Here is a 25105-nt window from a genome sequence, read left to right as displayed (position 1 = left end):
ACCCTCCCGTCCCGTCCAAAGTTCGCCCGAAACACCGCGCCTTAAAGGCGCAGGTCCGCCATGTCGTCAGTGATGTCGTCTTCGCCGAGCGTCTGGCGGATCTTGGCCAGATGGGCCTGTTCGCTCCAAAGCTCGAACTTGTTGCCCATGCCCAGCAGCACCGCCTTCTTCTCGATGCCGGCGGCGCCGCGCTGGCTCGCCGGCAGCAGGATGCGCGAGGCGCCATCCGGCTCGACCACGCTCGCCGCACCCACCAGCTTCATCTGCAGGTTGCGGTGGGACGCCTTGACCATCGGCAACGCGTTGACCTGGTCGCGCACCGTTTCCCACTCGGCGTAGGGGTAGATCCACAGGCAGCCCATTTCGAACGGGCTGTAGGTGACCACCAGACGATTGGCGCACTCGCCCGCGACCAGTTCCCGATACGCAGTCGGGATGGCCAGTCGGCCCTTGTCGTCAACGGTGATGGCGGTCTCGCCCTGGAACACCTGCGTGGACTCCACTGATTCCCACGATTTCACACAGGGTCCCACGATACGTCTCGCCTTTTGAGACGTCAAGGGAATTTTGCTTGCGAATCAAAGAGAAAGGCGGAAGTGTGGACGTATTTCCAGCCGTTTCGGAGAAAGGTCGGCAAGGTGGTTGAAAGCTGGGGATTTTTCCAAATCGGTTGTGAGGCAGGTCACGGGCGTTTTGCCACCATGGCAGGCCAGAGATGAACTGCCGTTCAGGCCCAGCCTCTGTAGGAGCGCCCTTGGGCGCGACCGCCATCACCACGCCTGCCGCTCTGCACTCTGCGGTCGCGCCCAAGGCGCTCCCACGGGCACGAAAAAGGGCCAGGGTGGCGCCAACTTCCGCGCCACCCTGGCCCTTCCCTGGCAGCGCGCCGGAGCGCGCCGCCGCAAGAGGCGGAGCCGGCCTGTAAGCCGGGTTCTGTACGCCTTGCGGCGCGACAGTCATTCCTCTCGGCCAGGCGTCGCCGCCTGGCTCCAGCGACCTACCCGGGAACAACGCGGGCCGCGTTATCGTTCCCCTATTCGGTCTTGCTCCGGGTGGGGTTTACCGTGCCGTGCGACGTTGACCCCGCACGCGGTGCGCTCTTACCGCACCCTTTCACCCTTACCTGATCCCCCGCCACCCGAAGGTGGGAGGGCCATCGGCGGTCTGCTCTCTGTTGCACTGGCCGTCAGCTCGCGCTGCCCAGGCGTTACCTGGCACCCTGCCCTGTGGAGCCCGGACTTTCCTCGACGCACTTGCGTGCGACGCGACTGTCCGGCCGACTCCGCGGACCATTGTAATGGCCCGGGAGCGGTTTGGGATAAACGCCCCCTGCAGGAGCGCACCTGTGCGCGACCGCCATCTCCGATGAGACATGGCGGTCGCGCACAGGTGCGCTCCTACATTTGATAGAGCGCCTTTCGCGGCGCGCCGGTGATGGCCGCGGCCAGCTTGGCCGCCTTGGCCGGCGGCAGTTCCTCGCGCAGCAGCGCGAACACCCGCTGCCCTTCGGCCAGCCGCGCGTCCGCCTCCTCGCCGCGACCGGCGACCAGGATCACGCACTCGCCGCGCTGCTGGTCCGGATCACCCGCCACGCGCGGGGCCAGTGCGTCCAGCGGCTCGCCGATCACCGTTTCGAACAACTTGGTCAGCTCGCGCGCCAGCACCGCCTCGCGCGCGCCGCCGAACACCTCGCGCATGTCCTCCAGGCTCTCGGCCACCCGATGGGAGGATTCGTAGAAGATGAGCGTGCGCGGCTCGCCCGCCAACGCCTGCAAGCGGCTGCGCCGCGCGGCCGCCTTTGGCGGCAGGAATCCTTCGAACACGAAGCGATCGCTCGGCAGCCCGGCCACCGACAACGCCGCGATTGCCGCGCAGGCGCCGGGGACCGGCACGCAGCGGATACCCGCCGCGCGCGCTGCGCGTACCAGCCGGAAACCGGGGTCGCTGACCAGCGGTGTCCCGGCATCGGAGATCAGCGCCACCGATTGCCCGTCCAGCATCCGCCGCACCAGTGCGTCCACCACGTCGCGCTCGTTGTGTTCGTGCAGCGCGACCAGCGGCACGTCGACGTTGTGATGAACCAGCAACGGGCGACTGTGGCGCGTGTCCTCCGCGGCGATCACGTCGGCGCTGCGCAGCGTGGCGATCGCGCGCAGCGAGATGTCATCGCGGTTGCCGATCGGCGTTGCGACCACCGACAGGCTGCCGGGCTGGACAGTAGGCATGGAGACTCCGAAAGGCAGTGCGCAAAGGGCGCGCGGCACGATCGGCTATGATCGCTCACCATGTCGACCACGACCAAGGGACACTCCATGCGACTGCTCCGCGCCGCCGGCCTTGGCCTGCTGATCGCCTTCGTCTTGAGCGCTTGCGTGCCGACAAAGGTGACCCGCTCCCCGCAGGAACTGGCTGCCGCTCAGCACGCCGAACAGTTGGCCAGCCAGGGACAGTTCGACCAGGCCATCCAGGCCTACCTCGACCTGGGCCGGCAGACCGGCGACACCGACCACTACAACATCCTGGCTGCCGAGGTGTACCGCGAGGAAGGCGCGCTGGAACAAGCCGCGCCGCTGCTCGACCAGGTACGCCGCCCGCGCCTGCAGGGCGAGGACGCGGCGCGCTACGACCTGCTCCGCGCGGAACTGGCGCTCGCCCACCACGACGCCCACACCGCACTGCAGCTGACTACCCAGCCCGCGCCGGTACCGCCGACGCTCGAACTGCGCCTGCTGGAACTGCGTGCGCGCGCCATGGAGGCCAGCGGCGACCTGTGGGGCGCCGCACGTACGCGCGTACAGATGGATCCGCAGCTCGAAGGTCTCGACCACACGCAGAACCGCAAGCAGATCCTCGACCTGCTCGGCCGCCTGGGGGTCGAACCGCTCAAGCGCCGTGGCGCCGCCATGCAGGCAGGCGACCGCATGCTGCCGTGGATCAACGAGGCGCTGACCCAGCTCGGCGTACCGGTGGCGCAGCCGCAGCCGGACCTCGACCAGCCGGTCGGCACCATGCTGCCGGGCGCCGACGCCAACGTGCGCGAGGGCTATCGCATGCCCGCCAACGTCGCGTTGCTGCTGCCGCTCGGTGGCAACTTCGCCGGCGCCAGCGGCGCGATCCGGCAGGGCTTTTTCGCCGGCTACGCCGATGCCGCGCGCACCCGCGCGCCGCGCGCCAACGTGCGCGTGTACGACAGCGGCGGCACGGCCGACAGTGCGATCAAGGCCTATCAGCAGGCTGCCAGCGACGGCGCCCAGCTGATCGTCGGCCCGCTCACCCGCACCGAGGTCGCCGCGGTCTTCGGCCAGGCGCAGCTGCCGGTGCCCTTGCTCGCGCTCAACCATCCGGACGACAAGAGCCTGCCCGCCGCGGGCGCCACCGAGTTCGGCCTGCTGCCCGAAACCGAGGGTGCGCAGGCGGCCGACCACATGGTCGAGCGTGGCGTCCACGGCGCTTACGTGGTCGTGTCCGACGACGACTTCGCCCAGCGCGCCGCCGGCGCCTTCAAGGCGGAATTCGAAGCCCGCGGCGGCCATGTCGCCGGCATGGCCACGCTGCCACCGGGCAAGGTCAACTACGCCAACGCGATCGCCGGCCTGAACATGCCCACGACCGCCACGCCGCTGGCCGGGACCGAACCGGCCGAGGCCGCCTCGGCGCCCGCCGTCGCCGGCAGCGCGGAGGCCCTGCCCGCACCGGTACCCACCGGCGACACCGGCATCTTCATCAGCATGCGGCCGGAGCAGGCGCGCCTGCTGCTGCCGCAGTTGCACGTCGCCCACATCGGGCTGCCCGTGTTCGCCACCTCGCATATCTATGCGGGGGTGGACGACGCGGCCGCCAACCGCGATCTGGATGGCGTGGAGTTCTCCGACGCGCCCTGGCTGTTCGACGCCCAGCCCGGCCTGCCCAGCCACGACGCGATCGCCTCCAGGTTGCCCGCCGCACGCGGCACCTCGGCGCGGCTGTTCGCCTTCGGCATGGACGCGTGGAACCTGGTGCCCTACCTCGACTGGCTGCGCGACCATCCGGGCAGTTACCTGCCAGGCGCGAGCGGCCAGCTCGCCGCCGACCAGTTCGGTCGCATCCGCCGCGTGCTGATCTGGGCGCGCTTCCAGGACGGCCTCGCCCGTCCGCTGACCGGCAGCCTGCAACTGGACGACGTGCCCTCTGCCGCCCCGCCCATCAACGAAGGCACCAGCACGCCGATTCCCGCCACGTCGACCGGGGTACCGCCGGCCGCCTCGACCACGCTTCCGCCCGCCGGCCACTGATGCGCGCCGCGGGCGACGCTTTCGAACAACGCGCCTGCCGCGAACTGGAGCGCGCGGGCCTGAAGCCGCTGGCGCGCAACTACAACACGCGCCACGGCGAGCTCGACCTGGTGATGCGCGACGGTGACACCGTGGTCTTCGTGGAAGTGCGCTATCGCGTGCGCGCCGGCCATGGCGACGCCGCAGCCTCGGTCACGCGGTCGAAGCAGGAAAAGCTGATCCGCACCGCGCAGCTCTGGCTGGCGGCACATGCGCAGCATGCCAACCGGCCGTGTCGCTTCGACGTGGTCAGTTACGACGGCCCCGTCGGGGACGCGACGATGCAGTGGCTCAAGGGCGCCTTCGAGGCGGAGTGACAGCGAGCTTGACGGCATCTGCCTGACGGGACGGGCACCGGGGTGAGGCGCCAGAGCTCGCGCGAAACGCCGCTCGTCGCCTGCGTATCGTTCCGCTGCTTTGATAGATGTGGGTCCTTCCTTGCGCCTCCTTCATTGGTACCAAGCCCATGCCGTTACCCGACACGCTGCTTCGCACGCTGCACTCGATCTTCGGTGACGCCCTGCGCACCGGACCGGCCGATCGCCTGGCCTACGCGTACGACAACTCGCGCCTCAACGCCCCACCCGACGCGGTGGTGTTTCCCACTGAACACGCGCAGGTCGAGGCGCTGGTACGCGCCTGCCGCGACCACCGCGTCCCGCTCACCGCGCGCGGGCGCGGCAGCAACACCACCGGCGCCACGGTGCCGGTGGAAGGCGGCGTGGTCGCCAGCTTCGAGCGCATGAACCGCATCCTGCGCATCGACCCGGCCAACCGGCTGGCGGTGGTCGAGCCGGGCGTGATCAACGCCGACCTGCAGCGCGCGCTGGCGCCGCACGGCCTGTTCTGGCCGCCGGACCCGAGCTCCTCGCCCTGGTGCAGCATCGGCGGCAACCTCGCCTGCAACGCCGCCGGCCCGCGCGCGGTCAAGTACGGCACGCCACGCGAGAACACGCTGGGCCTGCGCGCGGTCGCCGGCACGGGCGAAGGCTTCCGCTGCGGCACCTACACCAGCAAGGGCGCCACTGGCTATGACCTGACCCGGTTGTTGATCGGCTCGGAAGGCACGCTGGCGCTGGTCACCGAAGCGACGCTCAGGCTCACGCCCCGCCCCTCCACCCTCCGTACGTTGCGCGCGACCTACCGCGACGTCGGCAGCGCCGCGCAGGCGGTGGCGCGCATCATGGGCCAGCCCATGACGCCCTGCGCGCTCGAGTTCATCGACGAGACGGCGTTGAAGCTCGCCCACGCGCATGCCGGTGACGAGGTGCCGCTGGCCGGCGCGCTGCTGATGATCGAGGTCGATGGCGAACCGGGCACGCTCGAGGCCGCCGTGGTTGCGGTTTCTGCTGCCGCGCGCGGCGAGGGCATGGAGTCCCTCCACACGGCCGCCACCATCGAGGAAGCCCAAAAGCTCTGGGCCGCGCGCAAGGCGCTCTCGCCCGCCCAGCGCACGATCGCGCCGGACAAGATCAACGAGGACGTGGTCGTTCCGGTCAACCGCCTGCCCGAGTTGGTCCAGGGCATCCAGCGGCTGGCAGCCAGGCACGACGTGCTCGTCGTCAGTTTCGGCCACGCCGGCAACGGCAACCTCCACGTCAACCTGCTGCCGCGCGATGCCGCCGAGCGCGAGCGCGCGCACGCCTGCCTGGCCGACATCTTCGCGCTGGTGATCGAGCTCGAAGGGACGCTGTCCGGCGAACACGGCATCGGCCGGATCAAGCGCGAGTACATGCCACTTGCATTGCAGCCGACGACGCTCCACCTGATGGGCGAGGTCAAGCGCGTGTTCGATCCCGACGGCATCCTCAATCCGGGAAAACTCCTGCCCGCCTGATCCCCGCAACCCGTTGCCCGGATGCCACGAAGAAGATTGGCCGCCGGCAAGCTGTGCCACCATTTCCCGATGCCCTCCGCCCTCGATCGTCTTCTCACCGAAATCCGCGCCTGCCAGCTCTGCGCCGCCGATCTGGCGCACGGCGTGCGCCCGGTACTGCAGGCCTCGGCAACCGCACGACTGTTGATCGTCAGCCAAGCCCCCGGCCGCAAGGTGCACGCGAGCGGCGTGCCGTTCGACGACCTGAGCGGCGAGCGCCTGCGTGACTGGCTCGGCATCGACAAACCCACCTTCTACGACGCCCGCCGCGTGGCGATCGTGCCGATGGGATTCTGCTTCCCCGGCAGCGCGCGCGGGGCCGACCTGCCACCGCGGCGCGAGTGCGCGCCGGCCTGGCATCCGCGGCTGCTGCCGCTGCTTAAGAAGGTGGACCTGACCCTGGCGATCGGCCGCTACGCCCAGGTCGGGCTGCTTGGCGCGCAGGCAGGCGCGAACCTCACCGACACCGTGCGCGACTGGCGCAGGCACCTGGCCCGCGGCGTGCTGCCGCTGCCGCATCCGAGCCCGCGCAACCAGATCTGGACCCGGCGCAACCCGTGGTTCGCGGAGGAACTGCTGCCGGTATTGCGCGAACGCGTCATTCGCGCGTTGCACTCGTAGGGTGGGCTTCAGCCCACCAGGCGCCCGATCGGAGCGGTGGGCTGAAGCCCACCTTACACCCCTGCAAATCAGCCGCGGCGGGCGAAGATGAGGTGCAGGCCGAAGGCGATGAACACCGCGCCGGCGAGGCCGTCGATCCACCGCGCAAGCCGCAGGTAACCGCGGCGCATCGCCGGCAAGGCAAAGAACGCTGCCACCAGCGCGAACCAGATGAACGTCTCGGCGATGATCAGCCCCCACAGGCCCCAGCGCGTGGCCGCATCCACCCGGTCGCCCAGAAAGGCGGAGAACACGCTGCCGAAATAGACCACGACCTTGGGGTTCGCCAGGTTGGTCAGCAGCCCCGCGCGCAGCGTGGCCAGCTCCCCGCCCGGCGTGGCCCTCGCCTCGCCATGCGTCGCCGGCGCGTGCGCGAACGCCCCGCGCAGCATGCGCAGCCCCATCCACGTCAGGTACAGGCCGCCGGCGATGGCGACCACCTGCTGCAGCCACGCCAGCCGGTGCAGCACCAGCTGCAGGCCGAGCAACGCCAGCGCCGACCACAGCGTGATCCCGAGGGTGATGCCCAGCACGCCGAACAACGCCTGCTTGCGCGAGCGGCTCACCGCGGTCTGCGAGACGAAGAAGAAATCCGGGCCCGGGCTGAGCAGCGCGACCAGGTGGACGATGGCGATGGTGAGGAAGAGGTGCACGGTCCGGATCCGCGGGATGATCGTCGGAGTTTATGCCGCCAACCCTTCCACCGGCAGCCGCAAGCTGCGCCAGGTCATGGACGACGCGCTGCGCCGTGCCTTGCCCGCCCGCATCCCTTTCTCTAACCTGCCTGACTTTGCAGCCAGGGCGCACGTCCCGCGGCTTTTGCAGGGGAAAAGCACATGCGGGACTTTGCACCATGAACATCAAGCTGCGTCTGATCGTGATGAACTTCCTGCAGTTCTTCGTGTGGGGTTCGTGGCTCACCACCATCGGCGCCTACTGGTTCCAGACCCGCCACTGGGGCGGCGCCGAGTTCGGCGCGATCTTCTCCACCATGGGCATCGCCTCGCTGTTCATGCCGGCGATCACCGGCATCATCGCGGACAAATGGATCAACGCCGAGCGCCTGTACGGCGTGCTGCACCTGGGCGGCGCGCTGATGCTGTTCATCGTGCCGACGATCGACAACCCGGCCACGCTGTTCTGGGTGATGCTGGTCAACATGTGCTTCTACATGCCGACGATCGCGCTCTCGATCACGGTGGCCTACAACGCGCTCAAGACCGAGGGCGTGGATATCGTCAAGGTGTATCCGCCGATCCGCGTGTGGGGCACGGTCGGCTTCATCGTGGCGATGTGGGCGATCAGCCTGCTGCATATCGAAACCTCGCCCGACCAGTTCCGCATCGCGGCCATCGCCGCCGTGCTGCTGGGCCTGTACTCATTCTCGCTGCCGGCCTGCCCGCCGCGCGACACCCGCCACACCTCGCTGATCGACGTGCTGGGCCTGCGTTCGTTCGCGCTGTTCAAGAACTACAAGATGGCGGTGTTCTTCCTGTTCGCGATGGCGCTGGGCGCCGCGCTGCAGCTGACCAACGCCTACGGCGACACGTTCCTGCACGACTTCGGCAAGGTCGAGGCGTACAAGGGCCTGCTGACGGTGCGTTACCCGAACATCGTGCTGTCGATCTCGCAGATGTCCGAAACGCTGTTCATTCTGGCCATTCCGTTCTTCCTCAAGCGCTTCGGCATCAAGAAGGTGATGCTGATCAGCATGGTCGCCTGGGTGCTGCGCTTCGGCCTGTTCGCCTACGGCAACCCGGCAGAACTGCTGTGGATGATCATCATGTCCAACATCGTCTACGGCATGGCGTTCGACTTCTTCAACATCTCCGGCTCCTTGTTCGTCGAGGGCCAGGCCGATCCGAAGATCCGCGCCAGCGCGCAGGGCCTGTTCATGCTGATGACCAATGGCGTGGGCGCGGTGCTGGGCAGTTCCATCAGTGGCCAGGTGATCGAGCATTTCTTCACCGCGCCCGACGGTGCGCTGCAGTGGCATGGCATCTGGCTGAGCTTCGCCGGCTACGCGCTGGTGGTGGCGGTGCTGTTCGTCATCCTGTTCCGCCACAAGCACATCCCGGAGAACGCGGCGCGGGCGAACCTGGGACAGCAAGCGGGGATCTGACGCGCCCTCCTTACCCTGCACGCAGGGGAGGCACATGGCCCGCAACTTCTTGCTTGTTGTTGAGAATCATTTTCATTAGCATGCACAGCCTTCCCCACTGGAGGCTGTCATGTCGTCGTCCGTACGCCCGCTCGCGCTCGCCCTGGCCCTGGCCGCTCCACTGCACGCCGCGGACGCACAGCAGGCGACTAATCTCGAGCGGGTCGAGGTCTCCGAGAGCACCCTGCGCCTGCCGCGCAGCCAGGGCGCGCTGCCGATGACGATCACCGTTATCGACCATCAGGACCTCGCCAACCAGCTGGCCATCACGCCAGACCTGGGCGACGCGATCGGCGCACTGGTGCCCTCCTTCGCGCCCTCGACGCAGAAGCTCTCGGTGCGCGGGCAGACCCTGCGCGGGCGCAACCCGCTGTACATGATCGATGGCGTGCCGCAGTCCAGCCCGCTGCGCAACGGCTCGCGCGACGGCTACACCATCGACACGGCGATGATCGAGCGCATCGAGATCGTCGAAGGCTCCAACTCGCTGCAGGGCTTGGGCGCCGCCGGCGGCATCATCAACATCATCACCAAGCACGCGCCGGCGAAGGACGGCATTCGCCAGGAAATCACGCTGGACGCCAGCGCGCCCACGCAGGGCGCCGAAGGCCTGGGCTACGGGGGTGCATGGCTGATCGGCGCGCGCTCCGGCGCGTTCGACCTGGTCGCCGGCGCTTCCTGGCGCAAGCGCGGCATGTACTCCGATGCGCACGGCCGGCTGATCGGCGTGGATGGCACCCAGGGCGACCTGATGGATTCGAAGAGCTGGGACGGCTTCGCCAAGCTCGGCTACACCTTCGTCGGCGAACGCCGCCTGCAGCTCACCGCCAACCGCTTCGACCTGGAAGGCAACGGCGACTACATCGCCATCTCCGGCGACATGGATGCCGGCATCCCGACCACCTCGGTGCGCCAGAAGCAGCCGGGGCTGGCACCGCGCAACCGCGTGCTCACCACCAGCCTGGACTACCGCGACCCGCACCTGGCCGACGGCGAGCTGCGCGCGCAGCTCTATCACCAGCGCAACCGCGAGCTCTTCGGCGGCGGCACCTTCGGCACCTTTCAGGATCCGGCCTACGGCCCGCTGGTGTTCGATCAGTCGCAGAACGAGTCGGTGAAGGATGGCGCGCGGCTGTCGTGGTCGCGCCGCGGCCTGCTCGACGGCACGCTGAGTGTGCTGGCCGGTGCCGACGGCTACCGCGACCGCACCCACCAGTCGCTGGCGCAGACCGGCCGCGACTGGGTGCCCGAAAGCACCTACACCGGCTGGGCGCCGTTCCTGCAGGCCGAGTACTGGCCGCTGCAGGCGCTGTCGATCAACGCGGGCCTGCGCCAGGAGCACGGCCGGCTGGACGTGCCGACCTTCCGCACGCTGGCGTCCTACGGCGGCGTGACCGTCGGGGGCGGCTCGCGCAGTTTCAAGAAAACGCTGCCCAACATCGGCGCGGTCTGGTACCTCACCGACGCGCTCAACCTGTTCGCCAGCTACGCCGAGGGCTACACCTTGCCCGACGTCGGCCGCGTGTTGCGCGCGATCAGCGTGCCGGGCCAGCGCGTGGGCGAGTTCCTCGACCTGAAGCCAGTGGTGTCGGACAACCGCGAAGTCGGTGCCGAGTACGCGGGCGCGGCCTTCAATGCACGCGTCAGCTACTGGACCTCGACCTCCAAGCTGGGCGCCCTGCTGGTGTTCGACGCACCCAACCAGGTTTACAACGTGACCCGCCAGCGCACCGAGATCAGCGGATGGGAGGCGCGCGCCGGCTGGACGCCGCGCGAGGGCACGCGGATCGACACGTCTTATGCGATCAACCATGGCCGCTCCGATCGCGACGGCGATGGCCAGGTGGATTCGGACCTGGACGGCGCCAACATCGCGCCGGACCGCCTGAACCTCGCGTGGACCCAGCGCTGGAGCGACGCGCTGTCGAGCTACCTGCAGCTCTCGCGCCTGGCCGGCCGCGATTTCGCCACGCTGGGCGAGCGCACCGCGCACTTCGACGGCTACGTCACCGCCGACGCCTACGTGAAGTGGCACGCCGGCGCCGCCGGCGACTGGACCCTGGGCGTGCAGAACCTCGCCAACCAGCAGTACATCAACTACGTCTCGCAGACCGTGGGCGACGACGACTCCTACTTCGCCGGCCGTGGCCGCACGGTCTCGCTTACCTGGCAGCAGGTGTTCTGAGCATGCTCGATAGAGTCGGGCACGATACCGTCCACCAGGTTGCGCCGGCGCGTTCCGCCTTCAGCCTGCGCCACTGGCTGCGCAAACTGCACCTTTGGCTGGGCCTGAGCCTGGGCACGGTGTTCGCCCTGATTGCGCTGAGCGGCAGCGTGCTGGCGCTGCAGGGACCGATGCTGCGCGCGCTGCATCCGCAACTCGCCGCGCACAGCTTGCCCACGCCGACGCAGGAAGCGGCGGTGCTCGAGCGCGTTGCGCGCGACTGGTCGCCACAAGGTCTGCGCAGCGCCGACTTTCCGGATGCCGAGCTGCCCGTATGGCAGCTCTTCTTCAACGGCGGTGTCCGTCGCTACCTCGATCCGGCCAGCGGTGATCTGCTGCTCACCCGCACGCCGGACAACGACGTGCTGCTCGCCCTGCGCGACTGGCATACGCATCTGCTCGCCGGCCGCGCGGGCGAAACCTGGCTCGGCGTCGTCGGCTGGTTCAGCCTGTTCCTGCTGGTCTCGGGCGTCGTGCTGTGGTGGCCCGGGCGCGGCCGCTTCCTGGCGCACCTGAAGCCCCACGCGCAGCCGCCGGTGCGGCGTTGGCTGACCTGGCACCGCAGCTTCGGCGCGCTGAGCCTGCCAGTGGTGCTGCTGGTGACCCTCACCGGCACGCTGATGTGCTACCACGGCGGCACCCGCAAGGCACTGCAGGGCCTGTTCGCCGACACGCCCGAGCCGCCGCAGCCAGCGGCCATCGCCTTGCGGCGCGGGCCGATCGCCTGGCCCGCGGTACTGGCCGCGGCGCGCCAGGCGTTGCCGGGAGCGACACTGGGCCGGGTTTCCTTCCCCAACCAGCGCGACGGCCGCGTGACCCTGCGCGTGCGCATGCCGGGCGAGTGGAACCCGACCGGCCGGAGCACCCTCTGGGTCGACCCGTACCAGGCGCGCGTGCTGGGCGTATCGGACGCCACCCGCGCCGACACCGGCGTGCAGGTGAACAATGCGATTTACCCGCTGCACGCCGGCACTACCGGACCGCTCTGGCGCACACTGGTGATCGTGTCCGGCCTGCTGCCGCCGTTCTTCCTGGTGACCGGCTTCCTGTTCTGGCGCGCGCGCACGAGACGCCGCGGCTGAGGCCGACAAACCGCGTCCCCGCAGCCGCGCTAGCATGCGCGCTGGCCACGGGGGACACGCCATGCAGGACGCCAATCGACGCCCGATTGCCGTGCGCGGCAGCGGCTGGGCGCAACGCATCGCCACGGCGTTGGCGCGCAGCCGGCTGACGCCCAACCAGATCTCGGTGCTCAGCGTGCTGTTCGCGCTGGCCGGCGCCTGGGCGCTGCTCGCCCTGCCCGGCGGCCTCGGCGCGCTCGCGTGCGCGCTGGCCATCCTGCTGCGGCTGCTGTGCAACCTGTTCGACGGCATGGTCGCCGTCGAAGGCGGCAAGGGCACGGCGACCGGGGCGCTGTACAACGAGTTGCCCGACCGGCTGGCCGATTCCTTGTTCTTGGTCGCGCTGGGCTACGCGATCGCCCTGCCCTGGCTCGGCTGGCTGGCCGCGTTGCTGGCGGCGCTCACCGCCTACATCCGGGTGCTCGGCGGCGCGCTGGGGCAGGCGCAGGACTTCCGCGGACCGATGGCCAAACCGCACCGCATGTGGCTGCTGGGCCTCGCGCTGGTGCTGGCGGCGCTGTTGCCAACGTGGCGCCAGCCGATCCTGCTGGTGACCGCGGTGATCATTGCCACCGGTTCGACGCTCACCTGCATGACGCGCACCCGCGCGATCGCCGCGCGGCTTAAAGGCACCGGCGCATGATCACCTCGCGCATCCTGGTCGGTCTGGTGCGCCTGCTGGTCGGCGCACACGGCCGCTGGCTCGGCTGCGAGCCCACGCCCGTGCAGCGCATCTACTTCGCCAACCACAGCAGCCACCTGGACACGCTGGCGCTGTGGGCCGCGTTGCCGCCGCTGCTGCGCCAGCGCACGCGACCGGTTGCCGCGCGCGACTACTGGGGCAAGGGCGGGCTGCGCGGCTTCATCGCCGAGCACGGCTTCCGCGCCGTCTACATCGAGCGTGACCGCGAGCGCCGCGAAGGCGACCCGCTCGAACCCCTGTGCGCCGCCCTGGCCGCGGGCGACTCGCTGATCATCTTCCCCGAAGGCACGCGCAGCCCGGATCCCCTGCCGCAGCCGTTCAAGGCCGGCCTCTACCACCTGGCCCAGCGCCACCCGCAGGCCGAGCTGGTGGCGGTCTACCTGGACACGCTGCACCGCGCGATGCCCAAGGGCAGCCTGCTGCCGGTGCCGCTGACCTGCATGGTGCGCTTCGGCCGCGCGCTGCGGCTGGCCGAGGGCGAGGAGAAGGAAAGCTTCCTGCAACGCGCCCACGCGGCGGTGGTGGAACTGGCATGAGTCCCCAACAGAAATTCTGGACCGTGATGGGCGCCGTACTGGCGCTGCTGGTGCTGGCGAGCCTGGTCGGCTGGGCACTGGCACGGCGCGCGCGCAGCGACGGCTCGCGCGAGGTGATCGCCAACCTGAACGCCCGCATCGGCGCCTGGTGGTGGATGGTGGCGATCCTGTGCGCGTGCTTCCTGCTCGGGCGGATCGCCACGCTGGTGCTGTTCGCGCTGGCCTCGTTCTTCGCGCTGCGCGAGTTCCTGACGCTCACGCCGACCCGCCGCGGCGACCACCTGCCGCTGGTGCTGTGCTTCTACCTCGCCATTCCGCTGCAGTACTGGCTGATCGGCATCGACTGGTACGGATTGTTCGCGATCTGCATCCCGGTCTATGGCTTCCTGCTGCTGCCGGCGATCACCGCACTGGATGGCGATACCGAATCGTTCCTGGAGCGCACCACCAAGATCCAGTGGGGCCTGATGCTCACCGTGTACTGCATCAGCTACGCGCCGGCGGTGTTGCTGCTGCACGTGCCCGGTTACGAGGGACAGAACCTCCTGCTGCTGCTTTACCTGCTGCTGGTGGTGCAGATCAGCGACGTGTTCCAGTACGTGTTCGGCAAGCTGTTCGGACGGCACAAGCTGGCGCCCTCGGTGAGCCCGTCCAAGACGGTCGAGGGGCTGGTTGGCGGCGGGCTGGCGGCCGTGGCGGTGGGCGCGGGGCTGTGGTGGATCACCCCGTTCTCGTTCTGGGGTTCGGCCGGGATGTCGCTGATCATCGTGATCGCCGGTTTCCTCGGCGGACTGGCGCTGTCGGCGGTCAAGCGCAGCCTGGGCGCCAAGGACTGGGGGCACATGATCGAGGGGCATGGCGGCATGCTCGACCGGCTCGACTCGGTAAGCTTTGCCGCGCCGGTGTTCTTCCACGTGGTGCACTATGCGCTGATGTAATGCCCTCGTAGGGTGGGCTTCAGCCCACCATCCCGGCTTCAGAAAAGCGGTGGACTGAAGCCCGTCCAACGGGACCCCGTACAATGGCCGGATGCAGATCGGCCCCTACCGCATCGACCCGCCCGTGGTGCTCGCGCCCATGGCCGGGGTCACCGACAAGCCTTTCCGCCTGCTGTGCAAACGGCTGGGCGCGGGGCTGGCCGTGTCGGAAATGACCACCGCCGATCCCAAGCTCTGGCACACGCGCAAGTCGCTGCACCGCATGGATCACGCCGGCGAACCGGAACCGGTCAGTGTGCAGATCGCCGGCTACGACCCGGGCATGCTGGCCGAGGCGGCGCGTTTCAACGTCGCCAACGGGGCGCAGATCATCGACATCAACATGGGTTGCCCGGCCAAGAAGGTCTGCAACGTGTGGTCGGGTTCGGCGCTGCTGCAGGACGAGCCGCTGGTAGCGCGCATCTGCAAGGCGGTGGCCGACGCGGTCGAGGTGCCGGTGACCTTGAAGATCCGCACCGGCTGGGACCGCGAGCATCGCAATGCGCTGAACATCGCGCACATCGCCGAGGACGCCGGCATCGCGGCGCTGTCGGTGCACGGGCGCACGCGCGCCGACAAGTACGAGGGCGAGGCCGAGTACGACACCATTGCTGCGGTAAAGGCCGCAGTGCGCATCCCGGTGCTCGCCAACGGCGACATCACCAGCCCCGAGCGCGCCCGCCACGTACTCGACATGACCGGTGCCGATGCCCTGATGATCGGCCGCGGTGCGCAGGGGCGGCCGTGGATCTTCCGCGAGGTCGCGCACTATCTCGCCACCGGCGAGAAGCTGCCCGAGCCCACGCCGGCCGAGGTCGGCGCGATCCTGCTCGGCCACCTGGAACACCTGTACGCCTTCTACGGCGAGCACGCCGGCGTGCGCATCGCGCGCAAGCACCTGGGCTGGTACGCCAAGAACCGGCCGGAGAATGCGGCCTTCCGGCACGTGGTCAACCGGGCCGAGAGCGCGGCCGAACAATTGCGCCTGACCCACGAATACTTCGAATCGCTCGCCTCGGGTACACCGCAGCGCTTCGCCGCGTAATCGAGCGTTCCCCGTTCCACGGGGGACGGTGCCCGGAGGGCGGATGGGGGCGAGCTTGCGGAGGACTCCACTGCAACTCGGCCAAGAGCGCCCCCATCCGCCTGTCGACACCTTCTCCCGCGTTGCGGGGGAAGGATCGGATCGAATCTCCGCGCACCAGCGCCCAGCGCGCCGCGACGTATCGAGCCTTCCCCCGTTCCACGGGGGAAGGTGCCCGGAGGGCGGATGGGGGCGAGCTTGCGGAGGACTCCATTGCAACTCGGCCAGGATCGCCCCCATCCGCCTGTCGACACCTTCCGCCGCGTTGCAGGGGAAGGGTCGGGCATGTGGTTTTCCGCGCAACCGTGCGTTTGGCCGTCCAGCCGTCCGCCGCCTGAACGGGCATGAAACCTTCACTCCGGGGTAGTACGCTGGCCTGCAATCCGCCGCGGCCGCGTGTATCATGCGCGGCTTCTTTATCTCTGTATCCGAAAGGAAGGATATAACCCGCGATGAGCAACTACCTCTTCACCTCCGAGTCGGTCTCCGAAGGCCATCCCGACAAGGTCGCCGACCAGATCTCCGACGCCGTCCTCGACGCGATCCTCGCGCAGGACCCGCGTGCGCGCGTGGCGTGCGAGACGATGGTGAAGACCGGCGTGGCGATCGTCGCCGGCGAGATCACCACCTCCGCCTGGATCGACCTGGAGGGCCTGACCCGCAAGGTGATCCTGGACATCGGCTATGACTCCTCCGAAGTCGGCTTCGACGGCGCCACCTGCGGCGTGCTCAACCTGATCGGCAAGCAGTCGCCCGACATCAACCAGGGCGTGGACCGCAAGAAGCCCGAGGAACAGGGCGCCGGCGACCAGGGCCTGATGTTCGGCTACGCCACCAATGAAACGAAGGACTTCATGCCGGCGGCGATCTACTACTCGCACCGCCTGGTCGAGCAGCAGGCCAAGATCCGCAAGAAGAAGAACTCAGCCTTGCCGTGGCTGCGCCCGGATGCCAAGAGCCAGGTGACCCTGCGCTACGAGAACGACGTGGCGGTCGCCATCGACGCCGTGGTGCTCTCGACCCAGCACGACCCAGGCATCAAGCAGAAGGACCTGGTCGAAGCGGTACGCGAGGAGATCCTCAAGCCAGTGCTGCCGGCCAAGCTGCTGCACAAGGGCACCAAGTTCCACATCAACCCGACCGGCAAGTTCGTGATCGGTGGCCCGGTGGGCGACTGCGGCCTGACCGGCCGCAAGATCATCGTCGACACCTACGGCGGCTGGGCCCGCCACGGCGGCGGCGCGTTCTCGGGCAAGGATCCGTCCAAGGTCGATCGTTCGGCCGCCTATGCGGCGCGTTACGTCGCCAAGAACGTCGTGGCCGCCGGCCTGGCCGACCGCTGCGAGGTGCAGGTGTCCTACGCCATCGGCGTGGCCGAGCCGACCTCGATCTCGGTGACCACCTTCGGCACCGGCAAGATTCCGGACGAGAAGATCGAGAAGCTGATCCGCAAGCATTTCGACCTGCGCCCGTACGGCATCATCAAGATGCTCGACCTGATCCACCCGATGTACCAGCAGACCGCCAGCTACGGCCACTTCGGCCGCCAGCCCTACGAGATGAAGGCGGCCGATGGCTCGACCTTCACCGCGTTCTCGTGGGAGAAGACCGACAAGGCCGAGGCGCTGCGCGCCGACGCCGGGCTGGGCGGCAAGCGCAAGTAAGCGCCTCCCCCGGTGACAAAAAACCCGCGGCCTGCCGCGGGTTTTTTTATGTGCGTCAGAGCGTTTGGCCCAGCCTCAGTCGTCGCCGCCCTTGGCGGCCGCGTGCTTGCTCTTGCGATCAGCCAGCTTGACCCGGTGATGGCTCGCGCGGTGGCTGGATCGACGCGCCGTGGCCGTCTTGCCATGCCGTTTGGCGTGTCGCGTGACCGCAGCCGGCGCCGGATCGGCCTCGGCGTTGGCAATCGGCGAAAGTGCGGCCAGCACGCGGTGGGCCACACCCGTGGTCGGTTGGCCGGCGGCAACCAGTGCAGCAGCCGCTTCGCTCTGTTCGAAGCCGGCATCGAGCAAACTCGCCATCAGCCGGTCGCGCTTGGCCGCGGTACGACCACCCAGCACGACGGCGAACAGGCGGTGGCCATCGCGCACGGCAGTGGAGGCGAGGTTGAAACCCGAGGCCGCGATATAACCGGTCTTCAGGCCGTCCATGCCCTCGTAGCGTTCCATCAGGTGGTTGTGACCATGCACTACGCGCCCCTGGAACGTGAATTCCGTGGTCGAGAAGTAGTGCGCGTACTGCGGGAAGTCGCGGTACAGCGCCATGGCCAGGGTCAACAGGTCGCGCGCGGTCGAATAGTTCTTCGGGTCGGGCAGGCCCGAGGCGTTGTCGAAATGCGTACTGGCCATGCCCAGCAGCGCCGCCTGCGCATTCATCATGTCGGCGAAGCCCGCTTCCGAACCGCCGATGCTTTCGGCCGCCACGGAAGCCGCGTCGTTGGCCGACTTGGTCACCATCGCCAGGATGCAATCCTGCACCGAGATGTTCTGCCCGGGGCGCAGGCCGAGCTTGCTCGGTTCCCGGTTGGACGCCCAGCGGGACACCGGCAGGTTGTCCTCGAGCGTGAGACGACCGGCTTTCAACTCACGGAAGGTGAGATAGAGCGTCATCATCTTGGTCAGCGAGGCCGGGTAGTTCTGCTCGTCGGCATTGACCTGCCCCAGCACGCGTCCGGTGGTGGCGTCCACCACGATGGCCGCCTGGCCGGCGTGGGCCACGCTGGCGACCAGCCACAACAGGGCGACCATCCACAGGGCGCCGAGCCTGTTGAGCGAAAGCGATTCTGAATTCACACCGTTGTTCCCCGCCGCCGCCGACGACGTCATGTAGCGTTGGACTAACCTTAATGCAGGGTGCCTCCGAATAGCCAGAAGTTCGTCCTGCAAATGGCTGTTGCGGCGAGATTTTGTTTCAAGGTGTCGAATCTATCCGGTCGAGCTCGCTTGTTCGTCGCCGTGATTTCCCGCCGCGGGCGACCGCACATCCGGGAGGCGCGATGCCAACTCTCAGTCGCTACCCGTGGACTCGTCGCCGACGGCCTCCAGCGCTTCTTCTCGCACGCTGCGCATGCCGGCGTTGAGCGTTTCGGGCTTCATCGCGATCACCGGCTGCAGGTAGGTGGTGAGCACGTGCCGCGCGCCCGCCGCATCGTGCAGCTTGCGCAACACCACGTACAGCCGCGAGGCACTCTCGATGGTTTGCGCGTCGGTGTCGCCCAGCGTGCGGGCGCGGCCTTCCAGCGCCCTGGCATGGGCATCGCGCGCGCGCAGCCAATGGCCGGCACCGGCCTCGATGCGGCCGATCAGGTCGTAGGTCGCCAATGTCATCCGGTGATCCTCGCCCAATTGGCGGCGCAGCGCGTCGAGCACCTGTTCGCCCTGCTTGCTGGCCTCGGCGTACTGGCCGTCCCCGCACAGCAGGCTGGCGAGGCTGCCTTGCGCGTACAGGGTGCTGAAATGGTCCGGGCCCAGCGTGCGCGTGCGCCCCGCCAGGATCTCGCGCTCCATGGCGATGGCCGCGGGGTAGCGGTCCTGCTTGGACAGCAATCGCACCATGTCGGTCATGGCATCGAGCGTTTGCGGATTGTCCGGTCCGAGCACGCGCCGGTAGGCCTGGATGATCGTGTCCAGGCGCGCGTGCACCTGCGCCAGGGTCGTCGGGTCGAGCGCCAGGCGCACCTCGTTCGATGCCGCCAGCGCGCGTGCCTGCAGGGTCAGCGGATGGTCGGCGCCCAGGCGGCGCTGGCGGATCGCCGCCACGTCCTGCGCCAGTGCGAGCGATCGCTCATATTTGTTTTCCTGCGAGAACAGCAGCCGGGCCAGGGTGAGCGTGGTGGCCAGCGTTTCCGGATGTTCGGCACCGAACGCCTTCCGATACAGCGGCACCAGGTATTCCAGCTCTGCCCGCGCGCGGTCGCGCTGGCCCAATTGGGTAAGCGTTTCGACGCGGTCACGGCGCAGCCGCAGCAGGCCTTCGTCGGTGGCGGGCAGGCGTGGCGCCAGTCCGGCGTAAAGCGCTTCCTGCCGGTTCAGTGCCTGTCCGAGGTGGCCCTGCGCGGCAAGCACGCGTGCCCGCCCGGAGAGTACGGCCACCTGCAGCGGATCGGCCGGCGACAGGTCCGCTGCCGCCGGTAGCGCAGCGTCGTACACCTGCGCCGCCTGGTCCAGCTGGCCGCTGCGGTACAGCGCATCGGCCAGATCGGCACGCGCGGACACCAGCGCCTTGTCGTCGGCGGGCAGGCGCTGCAGGCGCACCTTCACGACGCTGCGCAGCTCCTCGGCCGCGTGCGCATAGCTGCCGATGGTCAGCAGCACCCGCGCCAGCGACTGCCGCATGTCGGCGGCCAGCAGCGGCGAGTCGGCGAAATCGCGATCGAGCCGGGCCAGCGCATGGCTCACCACATAGGTATCCAGCGCAGCGCTCGCCGATCCCGAGGCGTCGATGCCGGCCAGCGCCTGCTCCAGCTGCTTGCGATCGATGGCCTGTTTGTCCAGCGCATCGAAGCGCGCGAGTACGCGGATGCGCTCGTCGCGGGTCAGCGCGTGCCCCATCGCGTCGATGTCCACGCTCTGCAACATGGATTGCTGGAAATCGACCATGCGTTCCAGATCGTGCTGACGCTGCTCGGCCAGCCGCTGTGCCGCGCGTGTCTGCGCCAGCGCGAAGAGCGAGGCGGTGAGCCCGGCCAGCACCGCGGCCAGCACCATGCCCGCGGCCGCCAGCGGCCAGCGGTTGCGCTGGACGTAACGGTGCAGCCGGTACCACTGGCGGCCGCGGCGCGCCTTGACCGGACGGTGTCCGAGGTAATGGCGCAGGTCCTGGGCGAATTCGGCGACGGTCGCGTAGCGCTGGCTGACCTGCCGGCGCAACGCCTTGAGCACGATCGCATCGACGTCCGCGGGGATGGACTTCCACGCCCGGCGCTGGTTGGCCGGCACCGCGCGCAGGCTGCGGCTGGGCGCTTCCACCTGGCCGCCGATGATCGCGTTGGACAACAGGTGCGGCGTGACCAGGTGCTGGTAGGGCCGGCGCCCGGCGATCAGCTGGTACAACACGACGCCGAGCGAATAGACGTCCGCGCCGGTGGTCAATGGTTGCTGCTCGATCTGCTCGGGGCTGGCGTAGGCCAACGTCAGCGCGTGCGCCGCGGTGGCCGTGGCGAGCACCTGCCCACCCTCCTCGATAAGGCGCGCGATGCCGAAGTCCAGCAATTTGGGAACGCCGTCGGCGGTAACCAGGATGTTGGCCGGCTTGATGTCGCGATGGATCACCAGGTTGCGATGGGCGAACTCGACCGCGTCGCATACCTTGAGGAACAGCACGATGCGTTCGTTGAGCGACAGCGCGTGCGCGTCGCACCACTCGTCGATGCGACGGCCCTCGACGTATTCCATCGCCAGGAACGGCTGGCCGCCGTCCATGACGCCACCGTCGAGCAGGCGCGCAATGCCGGGGTGTTCCAGCCGCGCCAGCAGCCGGCGTTCCTGGCCGAAACGCTCGTGCAGGATCGGCGAGCCCTGGGCGGATGCGTTCAGGAACTTCAGCGCGACCTGCTGGGTGAAGCCATCGTCGCAGCGCTCGGCCAGGTAGACCATGCCCATGCCGCCCTCGCCGAGCAGGCGCAGGATGCGGTAGTTGCGCGGTGCGGTGGCCTGCGTCTTCTGGCCGCTGAGGTCGGGCGGGACGGCCGCTGGCGAAAACGGCAGCGTGGCGGTATGCGTGCGCTCGATCGCCTCGAGCATCCAGCGCACCTCGCGCGCGAGTTCGGCGTCCTTGCCCACGTGCTCGTCGATGAGCGCATCGCGCGCGGACGCATGCACGTCCATCGCCGCCATGGCGATGCGCTTGGCTTCGACGTAGCGATCGGTCAGCTGCCCTGCCATGCGATCCCCCCATCCAGGCGGGGATTATGGCGCCAGTTTCACGCAGAAATCACATGTCGTGACACGCAGGGCGGCCAGGTCATGAACCTGTCCCCGGCCTCTGCGCAAAGGCGCCCCCATCCGCCTGTCGGCACCTTCGCCCGCGTTCGCAGGGGAAGGCTCGGAGGGGAGGTGCTGCGCCTTGTGCTCCCGTTTACGGGGAAAGTGCCCGGAGCGCGATGGCGGAGGTCCCGCGCAGTGCTCAGACCTTGGCGAGGATCCGCACGTCCGCCGAACCGCCGGCGCGGAAGGCGACGGTGCGCGAGCCGATCCGCTCGAAGCCCAGGTCGATGGTGTCGCCGCCGACGTCCAGGCGGTGCAGGGTCAGCCGGTCCACCCCCTCGGGCAGGCGCGGCCGATCGATGCGCACCTCGCCGCGGCAGCCGTCCACGGTCACGCCCAGGCAGGCCTGCAACATCATGAACACCGAACCGGCGGCCCAGGCCTGCGGCAGGCAGGCGACCGGGTAGGCGATCGGCGGCTCGCCGGTGGCGCGTGGGAAACCGCAGAACAGCTCCGGCAGCCGCATGCCGAAGTGCACCGCTGCCTCGAACGTCTCGCCGAGCAGGCGCACCGCGTCCTCGCGTTCGCCGTAGTGGGCCATGCCGGCGGCGCAGATCGCCACGTCGTGCGGCCACACCGAGCCGTCGTGGTAGGACATCGGGTTGTAGCGTGCCTGCTGCATGGCCAGCGTGCGTACGCCCCAGCCGCTGTCGAACGGCGCGGAGCGAAACTGGCGGATCACTTTCTTCGCCCGCCACAGCTTGGGCAGGCCCACGTAGAGCAGGTGGCCGACGTTGGACGCACGCACGCGGCACAGCGAATCGTCGCCGTCGCGGGCGATGCCGTAGTTGCACATTTCCTCGTCCCAGAACAGCTCCTCGACCGCCTTGCGCATGGCCAGCGCACGGTGGCGCCAGGTCGCCGCCGACTCGTCGTCGCCGCGCCGCTCGGCCAGGCGGGCCATGGCGATGAGTGCGGCATACACGTAGCCCTGTACTTCCACCAACGCGATCGGCGCCGGCGGAATGCGTCCGTCGGCGTGGAACACCGAATCCTCGCTGTCCTTCCAGCCCTGGTTGAGCAGGCCGCCCTTCTCGCCCTGCGCGTAGGTCAGGAAGCCGTGCGGGTCGCGGTCGCAGGTACGTTCGATCCAGCCCATCGCGGCGGTGAGCGCGGGCCACAGCTTGTCGACGAAGACGTCGTCGCCGGTGCGCTCGGCATACGCGCCGGCGAGCATCACGTACAGGGGCGTGGTGTCGACGCCGCCGTAGTAGCGCCCGAACGGCACTTCGCCCAGCTCCGCCATCTCGCTCTTGCGCGTCTCGTGCATGATCTTGCCCGGCGCGGAATCGCGGAACGCCGAGGTCTCGTGCGCCTGGTGCTCGGCGAGGTAGCCCAGTACGCCGCGGGCAAGGCCGGCATCCAGCCACAGCAGTTGCAGCGCCGTGATGATGCCGTCGCGCCCGAACGGCGTGGCGAACCACGGGATGCCCGCGCACGGATAGGGCCCGGTCGGGAACTCGCTGACCAGCAACGCGATGTCCGCGCGCGAGCGCTCCAGCCACGCGTTGAACAGCCGCGCGTTGCTGCGCGGACGGGCGCCGTGCCCGCGGCGACGGCGCATCGCGCGGCGGGCCTTGGCCGCGGCGGCGCGATAGCGCTGGCGACTGGGTTCGACGCGGTCGGGACCGACCTCCACGTAAAGCTCGGTGTTGCTCAGCCGCGGCAGTGTCAACGCAAGCTCGGCGGTGCCGCCATCGAGCCGGTCCGGCGGGATCGAAAGGCAGATCACCGAGCAGCGCGCCACGCCGTCGAGCCCGTCGTAGCGCAACGCCACCGAGCTCTCGCCGACCTTGGGCGGATGCAGTGCGCCGCGCTTGCGCCGCGGCGTGCCGCGCACCTCGAAGATGTCGCGGAAGTCGGCGGCGAAATGCAGTGTCAGCGTCACCTGCACCTCGCTATCGCCGTAGTTGACGCAGGCGATGCGCTCGTACATCCGTGCGTCCCACAGGAAACGCGTGCGCTGCAGGTGGATCACCCCCTGTGGCGTGGCGCGCTCGCCCATGGGCGGCAGCGGCTTGTTGGACAGGTTGGCGGTGAACAGTACGTTGTCGTGGGAGATCGCCGCGCTGAGCAGCGAAGGTGGCTTGCCGCCCAGGTCCAGCGTGAAGGCGGACAGCAGCCGCGTGTCGTTGTGGAACAGGCCGCTGGAATGGCCGCGGATGTCGCCGAACGCATCGCACACGACGAAAGTGTCCCCGGACTTGAGCGAGTATTGCCCGCGCGAGGTGCCTGCCGAGGGGGTTTCGTCGTCTTGCGTCGCTTCGCTCATCGTGCCGCCTCCCAGGCCACCGGCCACGCCGGCAGCGCCGGTGCGACGCGGCAGCGTCGTTCGTAAAGATCCACGTAGTTGCTTGCCATGATCTCGGCCGAGAAGCGCCGTTCGAAGCAGGCGCGCACCTGCCGCCGGTCGATCTGCGGGAGCCGGCGCACCGCCTCCACCGCCTCGGCCTCGCTTTCGACGATGAAGCCACTGACGCCCTCGTCGACCACCTCGGGCACCGAGCCGCAGCGCCAGGCGATCACCGGCGTGCTGCAGGCCATCGCCTCGATCATCACCAGGCCGAACGGCTCGGGCCAGTCGATCGGGAACAGCAGCGCGGCGGCGTTGCCGAGGAAATCCTCTTTGTCCGCATCGCCGATCTCGCCGACGAACTCGACCAGCGGGTCATCCAGCAACGGCTGGATCTCCTCATGGAAATAAGCGCGGTCGGCCAGGTCGACCTTGGCGGCGATCTTCAGTGGCATGCCGCTGGCGCGCGCGATCGCGATGGCTCGGTCGGGCCGCTTCTCAGGCGAAATGCGGCCCAGGAAAGCCAGGTAGCGACCGTTCGGCCGCGGGTGCGGGCGGTGCAGGTCCTCGGGCAAACCGTGATGCACCGTGCCCGCCCAGTTGGCGAAGTGCAGCGGCTGGCGCTGGTGGTGCGAAATCGACACCAGCGGAAAGTGCGGCCAGCGCCGGTACACCTCGGCCAGATCCTTCAGGTCCAGCCGCCCGTGCAGCGTGGTCAGCGTGCGGCCGGCGCAATCCTCGAACATGGGGAAATGCAGCATGTCGACATGGAAATGCAGCACGTCGAATTCGTCGGCGCGGCGACGGACCTCCTGCAACATCGACAGGTGGGCGGCCAGTTCCGATTTCAGCAGCGCAGGGTCGAGCCGGATCGCCTGGTCGCGCACCGCCACCAGTTCCGCGCGGGTGCGCGCATCGGCGCTGGCAAACAGGGTGACCTCGTGCCCCAGCTCCACCAGGGTGTCGGCAAGCCAGGCGACTATGCGTTCGGTGCCTCCATAAAGGCGCGGTGGGACCGATTCGCAGAGGGGGGTGATCTGGGCGATGCGCATGGGGATCCTCGGCGCGGCGCCTCCAGGCCGACCACACCATGAATGGGCCTTGTGCACGCTGCATCCGCCTTGCCCGGAGGTCGTGGCCGCCGCCGGCACCACGTCCTGGCTGCCCGTCCCGGCC

General features: G+C 68.9%; 19 protein-coding genes and 1 other RNA gene. 12 read left to right on the top strand and 8 right to left on the bottom strand.

Features of this window, described 5'->3' with window-relative positions; all coding sequences use genetic code 11:
- Positions 1 to 41: 41 nt before the first annotated feature.
- The 3 genes from mraZ to rsmI all read right to left on the bottom strand — a co-directional run bounded on the left by mraZ (position 42) and on the right by rsmI (position 2225).
- On the bottom strand, positions 42 to 488 hold the full coding sequence (gene mraZ / locus ACFWZ3_RS12580) for a division/cell wall cluster transcriptional repressor MraZ (protein ID WP_342451877.1): 447 nt from the start codon (positions 486 to 488) through the stop codon (positions 42 to 44).
- A 418-nt stretch (positions 489 to 906) separates the two neighbouring features.
- An RNA gene (rnpB, locus tag ACFWZ3_RS12575) (RNase P RNA component class A) lies at positions 907 to 1284 on the bottom strand.
- 113 nt (positions 1285 to 1397) lie between these two features.
- Entirely contained in the window at positions 1398 to 2225 is an 828-nt protein-coding gene (rsmI, locus tag ACFWZ3_RS12570; RefSeq protein ID WP_439708061.1) for a 16S rRNA (cytidine(1402)-2'-O)-methyltransferase, read from the bottom strand.
- An 87-nt stretch (positions 2226 to 2312) separates the two neighbouring features.
- On the opposite strand from rsmI, the gene ACFWZ3_RS12565 reads away from it, so the two are divergent.
- The 4 genes from ACFWZ3_RS12565 (at position 2313) to ACFWZ3_RS12550 (ending at position 6807) form a co-directional block, all read left to right on the top strand.
- Entirely contained in the window at positions 2313 to 4271 is a 1959-nt protein-coding gene (locus tag ACFWZ3_RS12565) for a penicillin-binding protein activator (protein ID WP_439708060.1), read from the top strand.
- Positions 4271 to 4627, top strand: coding sequence for a YraN family protein (locus ACFWZ3_RS12560; RefSeq protein WP_439708059.1), 357 nt, complete (start codon positions 4271 to 4273; stop codon positions 4625 to 4627). Before ACFWZ3_RS12565 ends, ACFWZ3_RS12560 begins: the two co-directional genes overlap by 1 nt.
- Positions 4628 to 4776: 149 nt before the next feature.
- Complete coding sequence (locus ACFWZ3_RS12555; protein WP_439708058.1) at positions 4777 to 6147, top strand: FAD-binding oxidoreductase; 1371 nt, start codon at positions 4777 to 4779, stop codon at positions 6145 to 6147.
- Between the two features lie 69 nt (positions 6148 to 6216).
- Positions 6217 to 6807: a uracil-DNA glycosylase family protein gene (locus ACFWZ3_RS12550; protein ID WP_439708057.1), complete on the top strand. Its 591-nt coding sequence runs from the start codon at positions 6217 to 6219 to the stop codon at positions 6805 to 6807.
- 68 nt (positions 6808 to 6875) lie between these two features.
- Here the strand turns inward: ACFWZ3_RS12550 and rhtC are convergent, their stop codons facing one another.
- Entirely contained in the window at positions 6876 to 7499 is a 624-nt protein-coding gene (gene rhtC, locus ACFWZ3_RS12545) for a threonine export protein RhtC (RefSeq protein ID WP_439708056.1), read from the bottom strand.
- Between the two features lie 200 nt (positions 7500 to 7699).
- Between rhtC and ACFWZ3_RS12540 the strand changes: the two genes are divergently transcribed.
- From ACFWZ3_RS12540 to metK, 8 genes are all read left to right on the top strand, one after another.
- Positions 7700 to 8968 carry a nucleoside permease gene (locus ACFWZ3_RS12540; protein ID WP_439708055.1) on the top strand — a complete coding sequence of 423 codons (1269 nt, stop codon included), beginning with the start codon at positions 7700 to 7702 and terminating at the stop codon, positions 8966 to 8968.
- Between the two features lie 109 nt (positions 8969 to 9077).
- Entirely contained in the window at positions 9078 to 11192 is a 2115-nt protein-coding gene (locus tag ACFWZ3_RS12535) for a TonB-dependent receptor (protein ID WP_439708054.1), read from the top strand.
- Positions 11193 to 11194: 2 nt separating this feature from the next.
- Entirely contained in the window at positions 11195 to 12313 is a 1119-nt protein-coding gene (locus ACFWZ3_RS12530) for a PepSY-associated TM helix domain-containing protein (protein WP_439708053.1), read from the top strand.
- 61 nt (positions 12314 to 12374) lie between these two features.
- Entirely contained in the window at positions 12375 to 12995 is a 621-nt protein-coding gene (locus tag ACFWZ3_RS12525) for a CDP-alcohol phosphatidyltransferase family protein (protein WP_439708052.1), read from the top strand.
- Complete coding sequence (locus tag ACFWZ3_RS12520) at positions 12992 to 13591, top strand: lysophospholipid acyltransferase family protein (RefSeq protein ID WP_439708051.1); 600 nt, start codon at positions 12992 to 12994, stop codon at positions 13589 to 13591. Before ACFWZ3_RS12525 ends, ACFWZ3_RS12520 begins: the two co-directional genes overlap by 4 nt.
- On the top strand, positions 13588 to 14529 hold the full coding sequence (locus tag ACFWZ3_RS12515) for a phosphatidate cytidylyltransferase (protein WP_439708050.1): 942 nt from the start codon (positions 13588 to 13590) through the stop codon (positions 14527 to 14529). Before ACFWZ3_RS12520 ends, ACFWZ3_RS12515 begins: the two co-directional genes overlap by 4 nt.
- Before the next feature lie 91 nt (positions 14530 to 14620).
- Positions 14621 to 15613 (top strand): tRNA dihydrouridine synthase DusB, encoded by a 993-nt coding sequence (dusB, locus tag ACFWZ3_RS12510; protein ID WP_439708049.1) that lies wholly within the window; start codon positions 14621 to 14623, stop codon positions 15611 to 15613.
- Positions 15614 to 16104: 491 nt separating this feature from the next.
- Positions 16105 to 17316 (top strand): methionine adenosyltransferase, encoded by a 1212-nt coding sequence (metK, locus tag ACFWZ3_RS12505; protein ID WP_439708048.1) that lies wholly within the window; start codon positions 16105 to 16107, stop codon positions 17314 to 17316.
- A 75-nt stretch (positions 17317 to 17391) separates the two neighbouring features.
- Here metK and ACFWZ3_RS12500 read toward each other — a convergent pair whose 3' ends face one another.
- The 4 genes from ACFWZ3_RS12500 to ACFWZ3_RS12485 all read right to left on the bottom strand — a co-directional run bounded on the left by ACFWZ3_RS12500 (position 17392) and on the right by ACFWZ3_RS12485 (position 24981).
- Positions 17392 to 18444, bottom strand: a complete 1053-nt coding sequence (locus tag ACFWZ3_RS12500) for a D-alanyl-D-alanine carboxypeptidase family protein (protein ID WP_439708047.1) — start codon at positions 18442 to 18444, stop codon at positions 17392 to 17394.
- 213 nt (positions 18445 to 18657) lie between these two features.
- Complete coding sequence (locus tag ACFWZ3_RS12495) at positions 18658 to 21534, bottom strand: protein kinase domain-containing protein (RefSeq protein WP_439708046.1); 2877 nt, start codon at positions 21532 to 21534, stop codon at positions 18658 to 18660.
- A gap of 241 nt (positions 21535 to 21775) precedes the next feature.
- Positions 21776 to 23908 (bottom strand): amylo-alpha-1,6-glucosidase, encoded by a 2133-nt coding sequence (locus tag ACFWZ3_RS12490; RefSeq protein WP_439708045.1) that lies wholly within the window; start codon positions 23906 to 23908, stop codon positions 21776 to 21778.
- Positions 23905 to 24981, bottom strand: coding sequence for a glycosyltransferase family 4 protein (locus tag ACFWZ3_RS12485; RefSeq protein ID WP_439708044.1), 1077 nt, complete (start codon positions 24979 to 24981; stop codon positions 23905 to 23907). Before ACFWZ3_RS12485 ends, ACFWZ3_RS12490 begins: the two co-directional genes overlap by 4 nt.
- Positions 24982 to 25105: the final 124 nt, after the last annotated feature.

The organism is Frateuria sp. GZRR35 (assembly GCF_051900415.1).
Taxonomy (GTDB): domain Bacteria; phylum Pseudomonadota; class Gammaproteobacteria; order Xanthomonadales; family Rhodanobacteraceae; genus Frateuria_A.
Note: the sequence above shows the minus strand (reverse complement) of the source record. Positions and strands in the feature narration are given on the sequence as shown.